14 protein-coding genes are annotated in these 14,284 nt (G+C 32.8%); 13 read left to right on the forward strand and 1 reads right to left on the reverse strand.

Going from position 1 to position 14,284, the window contains the following annotated elements; translation table 11 throughout:
• The first annotated feature begins 102 nt into the window (after nucleotides 1-102).
• From ABD963_RS06475 to sppA, 7 genes are read left to right on the forward strand one after another with little or no spacing between them, the layout of a single operon-like run.
• Complete coding sequence (locus ABD963_RS06475) at nucleotides 103-942, forward strand: 1,4-dihydroxy-2-naphthoyl-CoA synthase (protein WP_345276140.1); 840 nt, start codon at nucleotides 103-105, stop codon at nucleotides 940-942.
• Nucleotides 942-1,844 (forward strand): 1,4-dihydroxy-2-naphthoate octaprenyltransferase, encoded by a 903-nt coding sequence (menA, locus tag ABD963_RS06480; protein ID WP_345276141.1) that lies wholly within the window; start codon nucleotides 942-944, stop codon nucleotides 1,842-1,844. The genes ABD963_RS06475 and menA overlap by 1 nt, the downstream gene beginning before the upstream one ends.
• Nucleotides 1,845-1,857: 13 nt before the next feature.
• Nucleotides 1,858-2,535 carry a metal-dependent hydrolase gene (locus ABD963_RS06485; RefSeq protein ID WP_345276142.1) on the forward strand — a complete coding sequence of 226 codons (678 nt, stop codon included), beginning with the start codon at nucleotides 1,858-1,860 and terminating at the stop codon, nucleotides 2,533-2,535.
• Nucleotides 2,536-3,573 carry an o-succinylbenzoate synthase gene (locus tag ABD963_RS06490; protein WP_345276143.1) on the forward strand — a complete coding sequence of 346 codons (1,038 nt, stop codon included), beginning with the start codon at nucleotides 2,536-2,538 and terminating at the stop codon, nucleotides 3,571-3,573. It begins immediately after the preceding gene.
• Between the two features lies 1 nt (nucleotide 3,574).
• The gene (locus tag ABD963_RS06495; protein WP_345276144.1) at nucleotides 3,575-4,510 is read left to right on the forward strand and encodes a CPBP family intramembrane glutamic endopeptidase; all 936 of its coding nucleotides are present in this window, start codon (nucleotides 3,575-3,577) and stop codon (nucleotides 4,508-4,510) included.
• Nucleotides 4,511-4,518: 8 nt separating this feature from the next.
• Nucleotides 4,519-5,592, forward strand: coding sequence for an AMP-binding protein (locus tag ABD963_RS06500; protein ID WP_345276145.1), 1,074 nt, complete (start codon nucleotides 4,519-4,521; stop codon nucleotides 5,590-5,592).
• Between the two features lie 28 nt (nucleotides 5,593-5,620).
• Nucleotides 5,621-7,384, forward strand: coding sequence for a signal peptide peptidase SppA (gene sppA / locus ABD963_RS06505; protein ID WP_345276146.1), 1,764 nt, complete (start codon nucleotides 5,621-5,623; stop codon nucleotides 7,382-7,384).
• Here sppA and ABD963_RS06510 read toward each other — a convergent pair whose 3' ends face one another.
• A complete protein-coding gene (locus ABD963_RS06510) occupies nucleotides 7,385-9,028 on the reverse strand; it encodes an acyl-CoA carboxylase subunit beta (protein ID WP_345276147.1) in 1,644 nt (547 codons plus the stop codon).
• Between the two features lie 144 nt (nucleotides 9,029-9,172).
• Between ABD963_RS06510 and ABD963_RS06515 the strand changes: the two genes are divergently transcribed.
• The 6 genes from ABD963_RS06515 to ettA all read left to right on the forward strand — a co-directional run bounded on the left by ABD963_RS06515 (nucleotide 9,173) and on the right by ettA (nucleotide 14,242).
• A complete protein-coding gene (locus ABD963_RS06515; RefSeq protein WP_345276148.1) occupies nucleotides 9,173-9,703 on the forward strand; it encodes an NADPH-dependent FMN reductase in 531 nt (176 codons plus the stop codon).
• A gap of 7 nt (nucleotides 9,704-9,710) precedes the next feature.
• The gene (locus tag ABD963_RS06520) at nucleotides 9,711-10,148 is read left to right on the forward strand and encodes a MarR family winged helix-turn-helix transcriptional regulator (RefSeq protein WP_345276149.1); all 438 of its coding nucleotides are present in this window, start codon (nucleotides 9,711-9,713) and stop codon (nucleotides 10,146-10,148) included.
• Nucleotides 10,149-10,164: 16 nt separating this feature from the next.
• Nucleotides 10,165-10,884 (forward strand): pirin family protein, encoded by a 720-nt coding sequence (locus tag ABD963_RS06525; RefSeq protein WP_345276150.1) that lies wholly within the window; start codon nucleotides 10,165-10,167, stop codon nucleotides 10,882-10,884.
• A gap of 200 nt (nucleotides 10,885-11,084) precedes the next feature.
• A complete protein-coding gene (locus ABD963_RS06530) occupies nucleotides 11,085-12,251 on the forward strand; it encodes an OmpA family protein (protein WP_345276151.1) in 1,167 nt (388 codons plus the stop codon).
• 115 nt (nucleotides 12,252-12,366) lie between these two features.
• Nucleotides 12,367-12,549 carry a CAL67264 family membrane protein gene (locus ABD963_RS06535; RefSeq protein ID WP_139002555.1) on the forward strand — a complete coding sequence of 61 codons (183 nt, stop codon included), beginning with the start codon at nucleotides 12,367-12,369 and terminating at the stop codon, nucleotides 12,547-12,549.
• A gap of 1 nt (nucleotide 12,550) precedes the next feature.
• Nucleotides 12,551-14,242 (forward strand): energy-dependent translational throttle protein EttA, encoded by a 1,692-nt coding sequence (gene ettA, locus ABD963_RS06540; protein ID WP_345276152.1) that lies wholly within the window; start codon nucleotides 12,551-12,553, stop codon nucleotides 14,240-14,242.
• Nucleotides 14,243-14,284 lie beyond the last annotated feature (42 nt).

Here is a 14,284-nt window from a genome sequence, read left to right on the forward strand (position 1 = left end):
ATATTGATTAGTTAGTGTTTGAATGAATATTTAAAGAAACATTTTTTAACTACTGTGAGATTTTTAATAAAATAAAATTTATTTTTGAACAAAATATTGAAAATGAAGGAGCCTAATTGGATTACTGCTAAAGAATACCAAGATATAACTTACAAAAAAAGCCATGGTGTTGCTAGAATAGCTTTTAACAGACCTGATGTTAGAAATGCCTTTAGACCTAAAACTACTAGTGAATTGTACGATGCTTTTTATGATGCCAATGAGGACGTAAATATTGGTGTTGTTTTGCTATCCGCCGAAGGGCCATCCAGTAAAGATGGCGTGTATTCATTTTGTAGTGGTGGTGATCAAAAAGCTAGAGGGCATCAAGGCTATGTTGGAGAAGATGGCTACCATCGCTTAAATATATTAGAAGTTCAACGTCTCATTCGTTTCATGCCTAAGGCAGTTATTGCAGTAGTTCCCGGTTGGGCTGTTGGTGGAGGCCACAGTTTACATGTGGTATGTGATTTGACTTTAGCCAGTAAAGAACATGCTATTTTTAAACAAACAGATGCCGATGTTACCAGTTTTGATGGAGGCTATGGTTCTGCTTATTTAGCTAAAATGGTTGGACAAAAAAAAGCCCGTGAAATCTTTTTTTTAGGAAGAAATTATTCTGCACAAGAAGCTTATGATATGGGAATGGTTAATGCTGTTATACCTCATGAAGAACTTGAACATACAGCATATGAATGGGCCCAAGAAATATTGGCAAAATCTCCAACATCTATTAAAATGTTAAAATTTGCCATGAATTTAACGGATGATGGTATGGTTGGTCAACAAGTTTTTGCCGGTGAAGCAACACGTTTAGCATATATGACAGATGAGGCTAAAGAAGGCAGAAACGCTTTTTTGGAAAAGCGTAAACCTAATTTTGAAAAAAAATGGATTCCATAATGGAGAAATTTTCAGTATGGATTAAGGCTATGCGTTTAAGAACACTACCATTATCTATCTCTGGTATTGTTTTGGCTACATGTTTGGCATATTACAATGGTTTTTTTGATTGGAGAATATGTGTTTTAGCGATTTTAACCACCTTGAGTTTTCAGATATTATCGAATTTAGCAAATGATTATGGTGATGGTATCAAAGGAACCGATAATGTTGATAGAATAGGACCAGAACGTGCTATTCAATCGGGTGAAATTTTACCAGAAGAATTATTCAATGGTATAAAAATAAATGTTTTGATTTCAATTGTTTTATCCTGTTTACTCGTATTAATCGCTTTTGGTGCTAAGTATTTTTTTTTAACCTTAATTTTTTTCCTGCTAGGCATAGCGTCTGTTGTAGCTGCTATGAAATATACCATAGGTAGAAATGCATATGGTTATAAAGGCTTTGGAGACACTTTTGTTTTTATCTTCTTTGGTTTGGTAAGTGTAATAGGCTGTTATGTCTTATATGCAAAAAAAATAGATCATGTTACTTTTTTACCAGCTTTTACAATAGGTCTTTTAAGCGTGGCGGTATTGAATCTTAACAATATGCGTGATAGGTTGTCAGATGAAAAATCCAATAAAATTACTTTAGCCGTTTTATTGGGAGAAAAAAAAGTTAAAATATATCATAAATTACTTATCTTAATGGCTATCATATTATCTGGCTTGTTTGGAATTTTATATTACACTTCGCCGTATAATTTAATTTTTGCTTCAGCATACATTCCATTGCTCATTCATTTAAAAAAGGTAAATATGAATAAGGATCCAAAATTATTGGATCCAGAATTAAAAAAATTAGCCTTAAGCACATTTTTATTAGCCGTGTTAATGGGAATTGGACACTTACTATAAAAAATAAAGATATATGAAAATCACATTTTACGGTCATTCAAGTTTAGGTATACAAATTGAAGATTTTAACTTAATTGTAGACCCATACATTTCTGCCAACCCCAAAGCGTCAGAAATAGATATTAATACACTAAAAGCAGATTACATTTTAGTAACACATGCACATCAAGATCATATATTAGATGTTGAGGCCATAGCTAAAAGAACAGGTGCCACAGTTATTTCAAATTTTGAAATCGTATCCTATTATGAAAAATTGGGTATTAAAGGACATCCCATGAATCAAGGCGGGCAATGGAGTTTTAGTTTTGGAAATGTGAAATATGTTAATGCCATTCATTCTTCATCATTTCCAGATGGGAGTTATGGTGGTCAACCAGGAGGTTTTATAATTAGTACTAAAGAAAAGACTATTTATATCGCTGGAGATACTGCTTTAACAAACGATATGAAGCTAATCCCTAAAATTTACGATTTAGATTTAGTAGTATTACCCATAGGAGATAATTTTACTATGGGGGTTGATGATGCATTACTAGCAAGTGATTTTCTTAAATGCGATAATGTTTTAGGGTATCATTATGATACTTTTGATTATATCAAAATAGATAAAGTTAGAGCTAAAGCAAAATTTGATACCGAATTAAAAAAACTTAGACTTTTAGAAATAGGAAGCTCTCTAGAATTGTAAATGATAAAAGCCTCTTATAAACCATATATTTTAAATTTTAAAAGTCCCAGTGGAACTTCTCGCGGCATCTTAAAAACTAAGGAAACTTGGTTTATTACTTTAAAACAAGACAATAAAAAAGGTGTTGGAGAATGTGGTCTTTTTCGGGGGCTTTCAGTAGATGATACTGAGAATTATAAGCAAAAACTTAAATGGGTTTGTGATAATATTTCATTAGGTTTGGATAAGTTATTACCAGAGTTAAGTGAATTTCCAAGTATTCAATTTGGTTTAGAAACTGTTTTTAAGTCATTAAAAAGTACAACACCATTTGAATTGTTTCCATCGAAATTTACTCAAGGAGAAGATACAATTCCTATTAATGGTTTGATTTGGATGGGGAGTGAAACCTTTATGAAAAAACAAATAAAGGAAAAAATAGAGGAAGGATTCACTTGTATAAAAATGAAAATTGGTGCGATAGATTTTCAAACCGAAATCAATCTTTTAAAATCCATTAGAAAAGAGTTCTCTTCTAAAGATATCGAGTTACGGGTGGATGCCAATGGTGCCTTTTCAACTAATGAAGCTTTAGAAAAATTAAAATCCTTGTCTGAGCTAGATTTACATTCCATTGAACAACCTATCAAACAAGGTCAAATTCAAGAAATGGCTTTACTTTGTGAAAAAACACCATTACCCATTGCGTTGGATGAGGAATTGATAGGTATATTTTCTGTAACAAAAAAACAAGAATTGCTACAAATCATAAAACCACAATACATTATTTTAAAACCCAGTTTAGTTGGCGGTTTTAATGGTTGTGATGAGTGGATTCAAGTGGCGAAAGAAAAAAACATAGGTTGGTGGATTACCAGTGCTTTAGAAAGTAATATAGGGTTAAATGCCATTGCGCAATATACATACACTAAAAATAACAAATTACCACAAGGTTTGGGTACGGGGAGTCTTTTTACGAATAATTTTGAAAGTTCATTACTAGTAAAAAATGGTACATTGCAATATAATAACCTAAAGCCGTTTAAATTTAGTTTATAAGATGGATTACATACAACAAGCATATAAGGGAAAACGGGAATTATGGATGTTTTTACTAACAGCATTTTTAATTTCAGGGATTTTCATTTTAAACTTCATCATTTATTTGTTTACTTCAAAGGAAGATATGGATGCTGCTTATGAAATGATGAAATCCATTCCAGGAAATCTATCATTAATAGTGAACCTTTTACCCTTTGTATTTTTATTGGGATTGTTATTTATTTTGGTTAAATATCTTCACCAAAGAAGTATTTTGTCGTTAACTACTACCAGAAAAAAGGTTGATTTTAAACGTATATTATTTTCTTTTACCATTATAGTAGCTATCACTATTGTTTCATTTACAATAGCTTATTATTCAGATCCTAGTCAAATAGAATTTCAATTCAATCCTATTAAGTTTGCTATTCTTTTTGTTATAAGCATCATTTTATTTCCCTTTCAAATTGGTTTAGAAGAATATCTTTTTAGAGGTTATTTAATGCAACATATAGGTGTTTTTGTAAAGAATAAATGGTTTCCATTAATTTTCACATCCGTGTTATTTGGAATAGCCCACAGTGCCAATCCTGAAGTCGCAGAAATGGGTTTTATTACCATGGTTTTTTACATTGGAACAGGTTTGTTATTGGGTATTATGACCTTAATGGATGATGGTTTAGAACTTGCCCTAGGATTTCATTTTGGAAACAATTTATTGGCAGCACTTTTAATTACTAGTGATTGGTCTGCATTACAAACCGATGCCCTCTTTAGATATACTGCGGAGGAAGCAAACACTTCAGTTATGGAAATAATAGTTCCGGTTTTGGTTTTTTACCCCATTATACTTATCCTATTTTCTAAAGTTTATAAATGGAGCGATTGGAAAGAAAAATTGTTTGGTAAAGTAGTGGAGCCACCTAAGGAAAATTATAAAATTATTGAAGAATAAGGAAAATAATGGTACCCGATTATACTAAGGTTCACATAAAGTTTAAGTTAAATGGCATAGGTTACAACCATGAAAACCTTATGGAGGTAGCTTACAGTTACGTGAAGGAAGGTTTACCTTTTCAGCAAGAATTAGGCAATTTTTTATTGGATTGGCTTGATAAAAAGGATTTTATAATTGTAAAAACTTCTGGTTCTACAGGAAAACCAAAAAAAATTAAAATCAAAAAGGAAGCTATGGTAAATTCTGCTATAGCTACTGGTGATTTTTTTAAACTAAAACCCGGAAACAAAGCACTCCACTGTTTGCCATCAAATTTTATCGCAGGAAAAATGATGTTGATAAGAGCTATTGTTTTAGGTCTGGAATTAGATATGGTAGAGCCTAAAGCTATGGTAATAATAAATTCCAAAAAGAGTTATCATTTTTGTGCGCTTACGCCCATGCAATTAAAAAACTTTTCGAAAAACTTAAAGCGTTTTAAAACCATTATCGTGGGTGGTGGTAGAGTTTCCGAAAGCATTATAGAATCTATACAAAATATTAATTGTAATATTTATGAGACTTTTGGTATGACAGAAACCGTGTCGCACATAGCTGTTAAAAAATTAAATAATTTTGATGCAACTCAAACTAAAACATATTTTAAAACCTTACCACATATTACCATTTCTTTGGATGATAGAAGTTGTTTAATCATTGAAGCACCTTTTCTTTCAAATAAAAAAATTGTTACCAACGATTTGGTTAAACTACACTCTGTAACATCTTTTGAATGGTTAGGTCGTTATGATAATGTTATTAATTCAGGAGGCATCAAATTATTTCCAGAACAAATAGAGCAAAAGCTTCAAAACAAAATAGTCAACCGGTTTTTTATAACCTCAATATTTGATGATACTTTAGGCGAAAAAGTCATTCTTATTGTTGAGGGTAAAACAGATATTGATACTAAAATTTTTGAAAGCTTAAACAATTTTGAAAAACCCAGGGAAGTTTTTTATGTTTCAAAATTTCAAGAAACAAAATCTGGTAAAATACAACGTGCAAATACTTTAAAAGAATTAAATTTGCACACTTAATTTTAATCAAATACATAAACATATTGCTATGAATTTTTTAAAGCGTGTTTTATCTACTGTAACAGGTATATTCGTGTTCCTAATTATCTGTTTTTTTGGATTGATGGTTCTTGGTTTGTTATTAGGTCCCAGCGAAGAGGACATCGTAAAAGTGAAACCAAATTCTGTATTAGATTTAAGATTGGATTTTCCAATCAAAGACTATGCTGGAAAAGTTGTTTTTGCTGAATATCCTTTTTTAAATGAAGATAAAAAAAATGGCCTCTTCAATTTAATTGATGCTATCCATTATGCTGCAAAAGATAATAACATCAAGGGAATTTCTATCGATAACAATTTTATTGATGCTGGGATTTCCCAAACTAAGGCTTTAAGAGCAGCTTTATTAAAATTTAAAGAATCGGGAAAATTTATCGTAGCTTATGCCGATATTTATACTCAAAAGGATTATTATTTAAGTTCTGTTGCAGATACTATTTATTTAAATCCGGTGGGCATGATGGAGTTTAAAGGCCTTTATTCTGAAAATTTATACTTCAAGGATTTTCAAGAAAAATCGGGATTAAAAATGGAAGTCATTCGTCTGGGCAAATATAAAAGTGCTGTAGAGCCTTATCTCGAAAATGAAATGAGTGACAATAACCGCGAGCAAATCTCGGTGTATCTAAATTCACTTTGGAATGAAATTAAACTAGATATTTCTAAAAGCAGACAAATTCCTGTAGAAAGGCTAAATTACGTTGCAGATAGCTTATTGGCAAGAACCCCCATTTTAGCAAAAAACTCAAAGCTTATAGATAAAATAAGCTATTACGATGAATATCTAAATGACATAAAAAAAGCTATTAATTTAGATTCTAAAGATGATATAAAATTAATAACAATAGAGGATTATGCTAAATATGCAGCTACAAAAGTTCAAAATTATTCTACTAAAAACAAAATAGCCGTTATCTATGCCGAGGGTGAGATTATTTATGGAGAAGGGGACCAAAACACTGTTGGTCAGGGTAGCATGAACAGATCGCTTCAAGAAGCTAGAGAAGACGATAAAGTTAAAGCCATTGTTTTAAGAATTAATTCCCCAGGCGGCAGTGGCTTGGCAAGTGAGCTTATTTGGAGGGAAATTGAACTCACAAAAAAAGTAAAACCGGTTATTGTTTCTATGGGCGATTTAGCAGCTTCTGGAGGTTACTACATGGCCACTAATGCCAATAAAATTATTGCTGAACCTACTACCATAACTGGAAGTATTGGTGTATTTGGTATTTTACCAAATGGCAATGAACTTGCAGATAAAATGGGCATTAATGCAGAACAAGTTAGAACCAATACTAATGCAGTTACTTACAGCTTTTTTGAACCTTTGAATGATAAACAACGTATGTTTTTAGAAGAAGGTATTTTGGAAACTTATGAGTTGTTTATTAAACGTGTTTCTGAAGGGAGAAACCTAACCAGAGAGGAGGTTGAGGCTATTGCTCAAGGTCGTGTTTGGACAGGTGTTGATGCCATAAATATTGGTTTGGTGGATGAATTGGGTGGTTTGGATTTAGCCTTGCAACGTGCCGCTGAAGCCGCTGGACTTGAAGATTATAAAACCAAGGAATTCCCTGTATTTGAAATAGACCTTGAAAAAATGCTGGAAGATTTTGGTTTGGTAAAAACAAAATCTACTATTTTAAAGGAAGAATTAGGAGAAGAGAACTATAAGATATATCAAGAAATAAAAGCTTTGAAAGAGCGTAAAGGCATTCAGTTATTATTTCCTTACAGTGCTGAAATTAAGTAGTTATACTTGCAATACTCCCAAATTAAATTTTTTCTCAATAGGCGCGTGGTTTGCGGCCTCAATACCCATGCTTATCCAAGTTCTGGTGTCTAAGGGGTCAATAATGGCATCTGTCCATAGTCGCGCTGCAGCATAATATGGAGATACCTGATTATCGTAACGATCTTTAATTTTATTAAAAAGAGCTTCCTCTTTTTCAGGAGTAATTTTCTCACCTTGCTTTTCAAGAGATGCTTTTTCAATTTGCAACAAAACTTTTGCTGCAGAGTTTCCACTCATAACAGCTAGTTCAGCGCTAGGCCATGCCACAATTAATCGTGGGTCATAGGCTTTACCACACATGGCATAATTTCCAGCACCATAACTATTCCCTATAATAACTGTAAATTTTGGTACTACCGAATTACTCACTGCATTAACCATTTTTGCACCATCTTTTATAATACCACCATGCTCACTTTTACTACCCACCATAAAGCCAGTAACATCTTGTAAGAATACTAAGGGTATTTTTTTCTGGTTGCAATTGGCGATAAATCGGGTAGCTTTATCAGCACTATCATTATAAATAACCCCACCAAATTGCATTTCGGTAGGTTTGGTTTTGGAACTGGTAGTCTTTACAATATGACGTTGGTTAGCCACTATACCAACGGCCCAACCATCAATACGGGCATAACAGGTAATAATGGTTTTTCCAAAACCAGCTTTGTATTCCTCAAATTCAGAATCATCAACCAATCGTTTAATTATGTCATACATATCATATTGGTCTGTACGACTTTTAGGAATGATACCGTAAATATCTTGAGGATTTTCTTTAGGCTTTTTGGAATCAATTTTATTGAATCCAGCTTTATCAAAATCCCCTATTTTACTCACAATATTTTTTATTTTATCGAGAGCGTCTTTATCATCTTTAGCTTTATAATCTGTGACACCTGAAACTTCACAATGGGTCGTGGCGCCACCAAGGGTTTCATTATCAATGGTTTCACCAATAGCAGCTTTAACTAAGTAACTTCCGGCTAAAAAAATACTACCAGTTTTATCAACAATTAAAGCTTCATCACTCATAATAGGAAGATATGCGCCACCAGCCACACAACTTCCCATAACGGCAGCAATTTGTGTAATTCCCATACTGCTCATAATCGCATTGTTTCTAAAAATACGTCCAAAATGCTCTTTGTCTGGGAAGATTTCATCTTGCATGGGTAGATATACACCAGCAGAATCCACCAAATAGATAATAGGCAACTTGTTTTCAATAGCAATTTCTTGTGCTCTTAAATTTTTTTTACCTGTAATAGGAAACCAAGCACCTGCTTTTACAGTGGCATCATTGGCAACTATAATACATTGCTTTCCTTTGATGAATCCTATTTTTACTACGACACCTCCCGAAGGACATCCTCCATGTTCTTTGTACATATCTTCACCAGCAAAAGCCCCAATTTCAATGGACTTTCTTCCTTCATCCAATAAATAATTCACACGTTCTCTGGCTGTCATTTTACCTTGAGCATGCAATTTATCAATTCTAGTTTTACCGCCTCCAAGTTTAACTTTTGCAAGACGTTTGTTAAGTTCTGAAACTAAGAGTTTATTATGATCTTCGTTTTTGTTGAAGTTGATATCCATTGAAATTTTATTTATGCTAATGTACAAAAGTTTCAAAAAATTAATCTACTCAATGTTAATGAAATCATAAAATATATAACATGGAAATAGTTTCCTTGGAAAATAAATTTATTCAACCTATATTTGTATCATAAAAAATAATTTATGAAGAATATTATTGCCTTTGCAGGCTCAAATAGCAGGAACTCAATAAACAAACAATTAGCAACGTACGCATCTAGTTTAGTTGATAATGTTAACGTTACTATTTTAGATTTAAACGATTATGATTTACCACTATATGGTATCGACTTGGAAAACGACAAAGGTATTCCAGATAACGCCAACAAATTTTTAGATATTTTAAAAAATACGGATGGTATTATTTTGTCTTTAGCAGAGCATAATGGTGCTTATGCAACCGTTTTTAAAAACCTTTTTGATTGGTTGACTAGAATAGAGGCCAAAATGTTTTTTAACAAACCCATGTTACTCATGGCTACATCCCCGGGGGGAAGAGGCGGACTCACGGTTTTAGAAATTGCCAAAGGTCGTTTCCCTTACCACGATGCCAATATTATTGAAACATTTTCTTTGCCATTTTTTGGAGATAATTTTAAAAATGGAAAGATCGTTAAAGATGATTTTGATGAGCAATTAAAAAATTCTGTAAGACAGTTTCAAAAAAGTCTTTAAAACAGATATGGGTGACATAAGCACAGATATAAATTCTAAATTTCCAAACAATAGGGTTAAGGCTCTGTTAAATATCTTATATACTGCCAATTGGATTTCCAGTTGCCAAAATGAGTTTTTTAAATCTTATGGAATTTCACCACAACAATACAATATTTTACGAATTTTAAACGGTGCTAACCAGCCACTAAACGTTCAAATAATCAAGAATAGAATGATTGAACGTTCACCAAATGCAACACGTTTGATGGATAAATTATACGCCAAGGGATATATTGATAGGCTTCCGTGTGATCATGATAGGCGAGTGGTTAAAATTGTCATAACACCAAAAGGGAAAGATTTATTGGAGTCCATACCCAATAGTTTTAATAAAGAATTAATTAAAAATTTAACAGAAAACGAAGCAGAACAGTTAAGCAATTTGCTTGATAAAATGCGATAAAAGAAACAATATTAAGATGAAAACAGTTATTCATAGAGCAAATGAAAGAGGATTTGCTAACCACGGTTGGTTACAAGCAAACCATTCTTTCAGTTTTGCTAATTATTTTGATAAAGATAAAATACAATTTGGGGCATTACGCGTTTTAAATGATGATGTTATTTCGCCTAATATGGGATTTGGAACCCATCCTCATGATAACATGGAAATTATTACTATTCCTCTCAAAGGGGTTTTAAAGCACCGTGATAATATGGGAGATGCTTGGATACCAGTAGTTCCAGGTGAAGTACAGGTTATGAGTGCAGGTACAGGCGTACAACACTCCGAAATTAATGGGTCTTCAAACGAACATTTAAGTTTATTTCAAATTTGGATAATTCCAAATAAAAGAAATGTTACCCCTCGTTACGACCAAAAAACCTTTGATGCTGAAGGTAGAAAAAACAAGCTACAAACTTTAGTGTCTTCGATTGATGAAAATCATGAAGAAAGTTTAAAAATTCATCAAAATGCCATTATTTCAAGGATAGATTTAGATAAAGGAAAAACATTGAATTATCATTTAAAAAGTAAAAACCATGGTGTTTATGTAATGAATATCTTTGGGAATCATACCATTAATGGAAATTCACTAGATACCAGAGATGCTATAGGCGTTTTTGATACTGATAGTTTTGATATTACAGCAAACGAGGATACTGGACTTTTATTTATCGAAGTACCAATGGCTTAAATTACCTTATAATTTATAACAAAAAGCATCCTGATGGATGCTTTTTTATTTGTAACAATCACCGATGAAATTTAAAAAAAGACGACTATTTTTAGGCTGTTTACATTTAATCGACAAAAACCACATTTAAAAGTTTATTTTTTTTAAATATTTTTTTTAAAATAAAATTTGCACTAGTAAACCCCAAATTTATTATAATAATGGTATTCAAACAAAGAATGTTATTTGTTGTTCTTTTAGCCAACATTTATTCGTTATTCGCTCAAACTCCTGTTTTAACAAAAAACGACTCCATTGTAAAAAGTTCTTGGATTATTGGTTTAGGATATCATTTTGTGGATGATTCTGGTGATGTTTTCAATAATTTATTGGATTTTAATTCTTCGTGGAATGCCGTTCCATATCCTTCTCGCATAAGTATTGGAAAGTATTTTGAGAACGGATTAGGGGTAGAATTTATTGGTGCATACAGTAGATATGATTCTGGTAATAGAATTGACAAACAAAATTTATCTGGCGTTAAGGATTTTTTCTCTGCCGATGCCAGGTTGAGCTATGATTTAAATGAAATACTAGGTGATACGGGTTGGTTTGACCCCTATTTAGGAACGGGATTAGGTTTCACAAATGCAAATAGTAAGTCTAGAGTCACAGCCAATGCTGTTGTAGGTTTTAGAACTTGGTTTTCAGATAAAATAGGTTTAGACATTAACGCATCTGGTAAATGGTCATTATCACCAAATGCGACCAATTATAAGCAATATGCTGCAGGAATAGTATATAGGTTTGGCTCCAAAAAGGAGTTAACCACAGAAGGACAGGAAAAATTAAGCTTAATAGAAAAATTGGAGCAGGAAAAAATTAATGACTCTATTAATTTGGCCACAGAGCAAGAAAAAGCTTTCCAAGAAAAATTGGCGATAGAGAAAGAAAAAGCAAAACAGAGTCAAATTGAAAAAGAAAAACAAATAGCATTGGCTGATGAGCGTAAAAAAGTTGAAAACAGTATTAAAGCTTTAGATAAAATTAATTTTAATTTTAGTTCTGCTGTAATTAAAACTGAATCAAAAAACACCATTGCAAGGCTAGCCAAAATTTTAGAACAGTATCCTGATTTGTTAATAGAAATTAGTTCACACACAGATTCAAGAGGATCAAAAGCTTATAACCAAATCCTCTCGGAGAAGCGTTTAAAGGCAACCATTGATTATCTTTTAACTTTTGATGTTAATTCAGATAACATTTCTGGAAAAGCTTTTGGAGAGGAGAAACTTTTAAATGAATGTGATGATAGTACAAAATGCTCTGAAGATAAGCACCAAGAAAATAGAAGGTCCGAAATAAAAATCCTCGATTTTAAAAAATAGTATGGTAATATTTTAAGAAAATGAACTTTGTAAAAAAGCATCCCAGTGGATGCTTTTTTTATTGAAAAAAACGATATTTGTAATCCTATACAAAAACAATTAAGAATTTATAAAAATGGCAATGAATAAAAATACAGTGTTAGCTTGGGCTACAGTATTAATGATAGTTATGGGTGTCGTACTAATTTTAATGGGTGCATATCGATATGATGATGTAGCTGGCTGGGGTTTTGCCACTGTTGGAATTGGTTTTTTCGCCATAGCTTGGGTGTTTAACGCTTTAAAGGGACGCGTATAAAATGAGTGACGATAAAAAGATTATTTTTTCAATGTCTGGTTTAACCAAGACATTTCAATCAGCAAACACACCGGTTCTTAAAAACATTTATTTAAGTTTCTTTTATGGTGCTAAAATTGGTATTTTAGGACTTAATGGTTCAGGTAAATCTACCTTGCTTAAAATTATAGCAGGTGTTGATAAAAATTACCAAGGTGATGTTATTTTTCAACCAGGATATAGTGTTGGATATTTGGAACAAGAACCAAAGCTTGATGATAATAAAACGGTCATGGAAGTGGTTCGAGAAGGTGCTGCCCAAACTGTTGCGATTTTAGATGAATACAACAAAATAAATGATATGTTTGGTTTGGAAGAAGTCTATTCCAACCCAGATAAAATGGAAAAGTTAATGAGTCGTCAAGTAGAACTTCAAGATCAAATTGATGCGGCGAATGCTTGGGAACTCGATACTAAATTAGAGATTGCAATGGACGCTTTACGCACTCCAGAAGGCGATAAAAAAATAGGTGTGCTTTCAGGTGGAGAGCGTCGTCGAGTGGCCTTGTGCCGTTTACTTTTACAAGAGCCTGATGTGTTACTTTTGGACGAACCAACCAACCATTTGGATGCTGAATCTGTACATTGGTTAGAACATCATTTAGCGCAATATAAAGGGACAGTAATCGCGGTGACACATGATAGGTACTTTTTAGATAATGTGGCAGGTTGGATTTTAGAATTGGATAGAGGAGAAGGGATACCTTGGAAAGGAAATTATTCCTCTTGGTTAGATCAAAAATCCAAACGAATGGCTCAAGAAAGCAAAGTGGCCTCCAAACGCCAAAAGACTTTAGAACGCGAGTTAGAATGGGTAAGGCAAGGTGCAAAAGGAAGGCAAACCAAGCAAAAAGCACGTTTGAATAATTATGATAAGTTATTAAGTCAAGACCAAAAGCAACTGGATGAAAAGCTTGAAATATATATACCAAACGGACCTCGTTTAGGAACCAATGTTATAGAAGCTATAGGAGTCAGCAAGGCATATGGAGATAAACTGTTATATGAAGATTTAAATTTTAAATTACCACAAGCGGGAATAGTTGGTGTTATTGGACCAAATGGAGCTGGTAAAACTACCATTTTCAGAATGATAATGGGTGAAGAAAACCCAGATAAGGGAGAGTTTATTGTTGGGGAAACGGCTAAAATCGCGTATGTAGATCAAAAGCATTCTAATATTGATACTGAAAAATCAATTTGGCAAAATTTTAGTGATGAGCAAGAATTGATTTTGATGGGAGGACGCCAAGTAAATTCTAGGGCGTATTTAAGTCGATTTAACTTTAGTGGTAGTGAGCAAAACAAAAAAGTAAAATTACTATCAGGTGGAGAAAGAAACCGTTTGCATTTGGCTATGACACTTAAAGAAGAGGGTAACGTTCTGCTTTTAGACGAGCCAACTAACGATCTTGATGTCAATACGTTAAGAGCTTTAGAAGAAGGTTTAGAAAATTTTGCGGGATGTGCCGTAGTGATATCTCATGATAGATGGTTTTTAGATAGAATATGTACGCATATTTTGGCTTTTGAAGGAGATAGTCAAGTCTATTTCTTTGAAGGTAGTTTTAGTGAATATGAAGAAAATAAGAAGAAACGTTTGGGAGGTGATTTAATGCCTAAACGAATTAAGTATAAAAAATTAGTGAGATAAATAAAAAAACCTGCTTCTAAGCAGGTTTTTTATCAATATGTT

It is taken from the genome of Litoribaculum gwangyangense (assembly GCF_039543505.1).
In the GTDB taxonomy this organism is placed as follows: domain Bacteria; phylum Bacteroidota; class Bacteroidia; order Flavobacteriales; family Flavobacteriaceae; genus Litoribaculum; species Litoribaculum gwangyangense.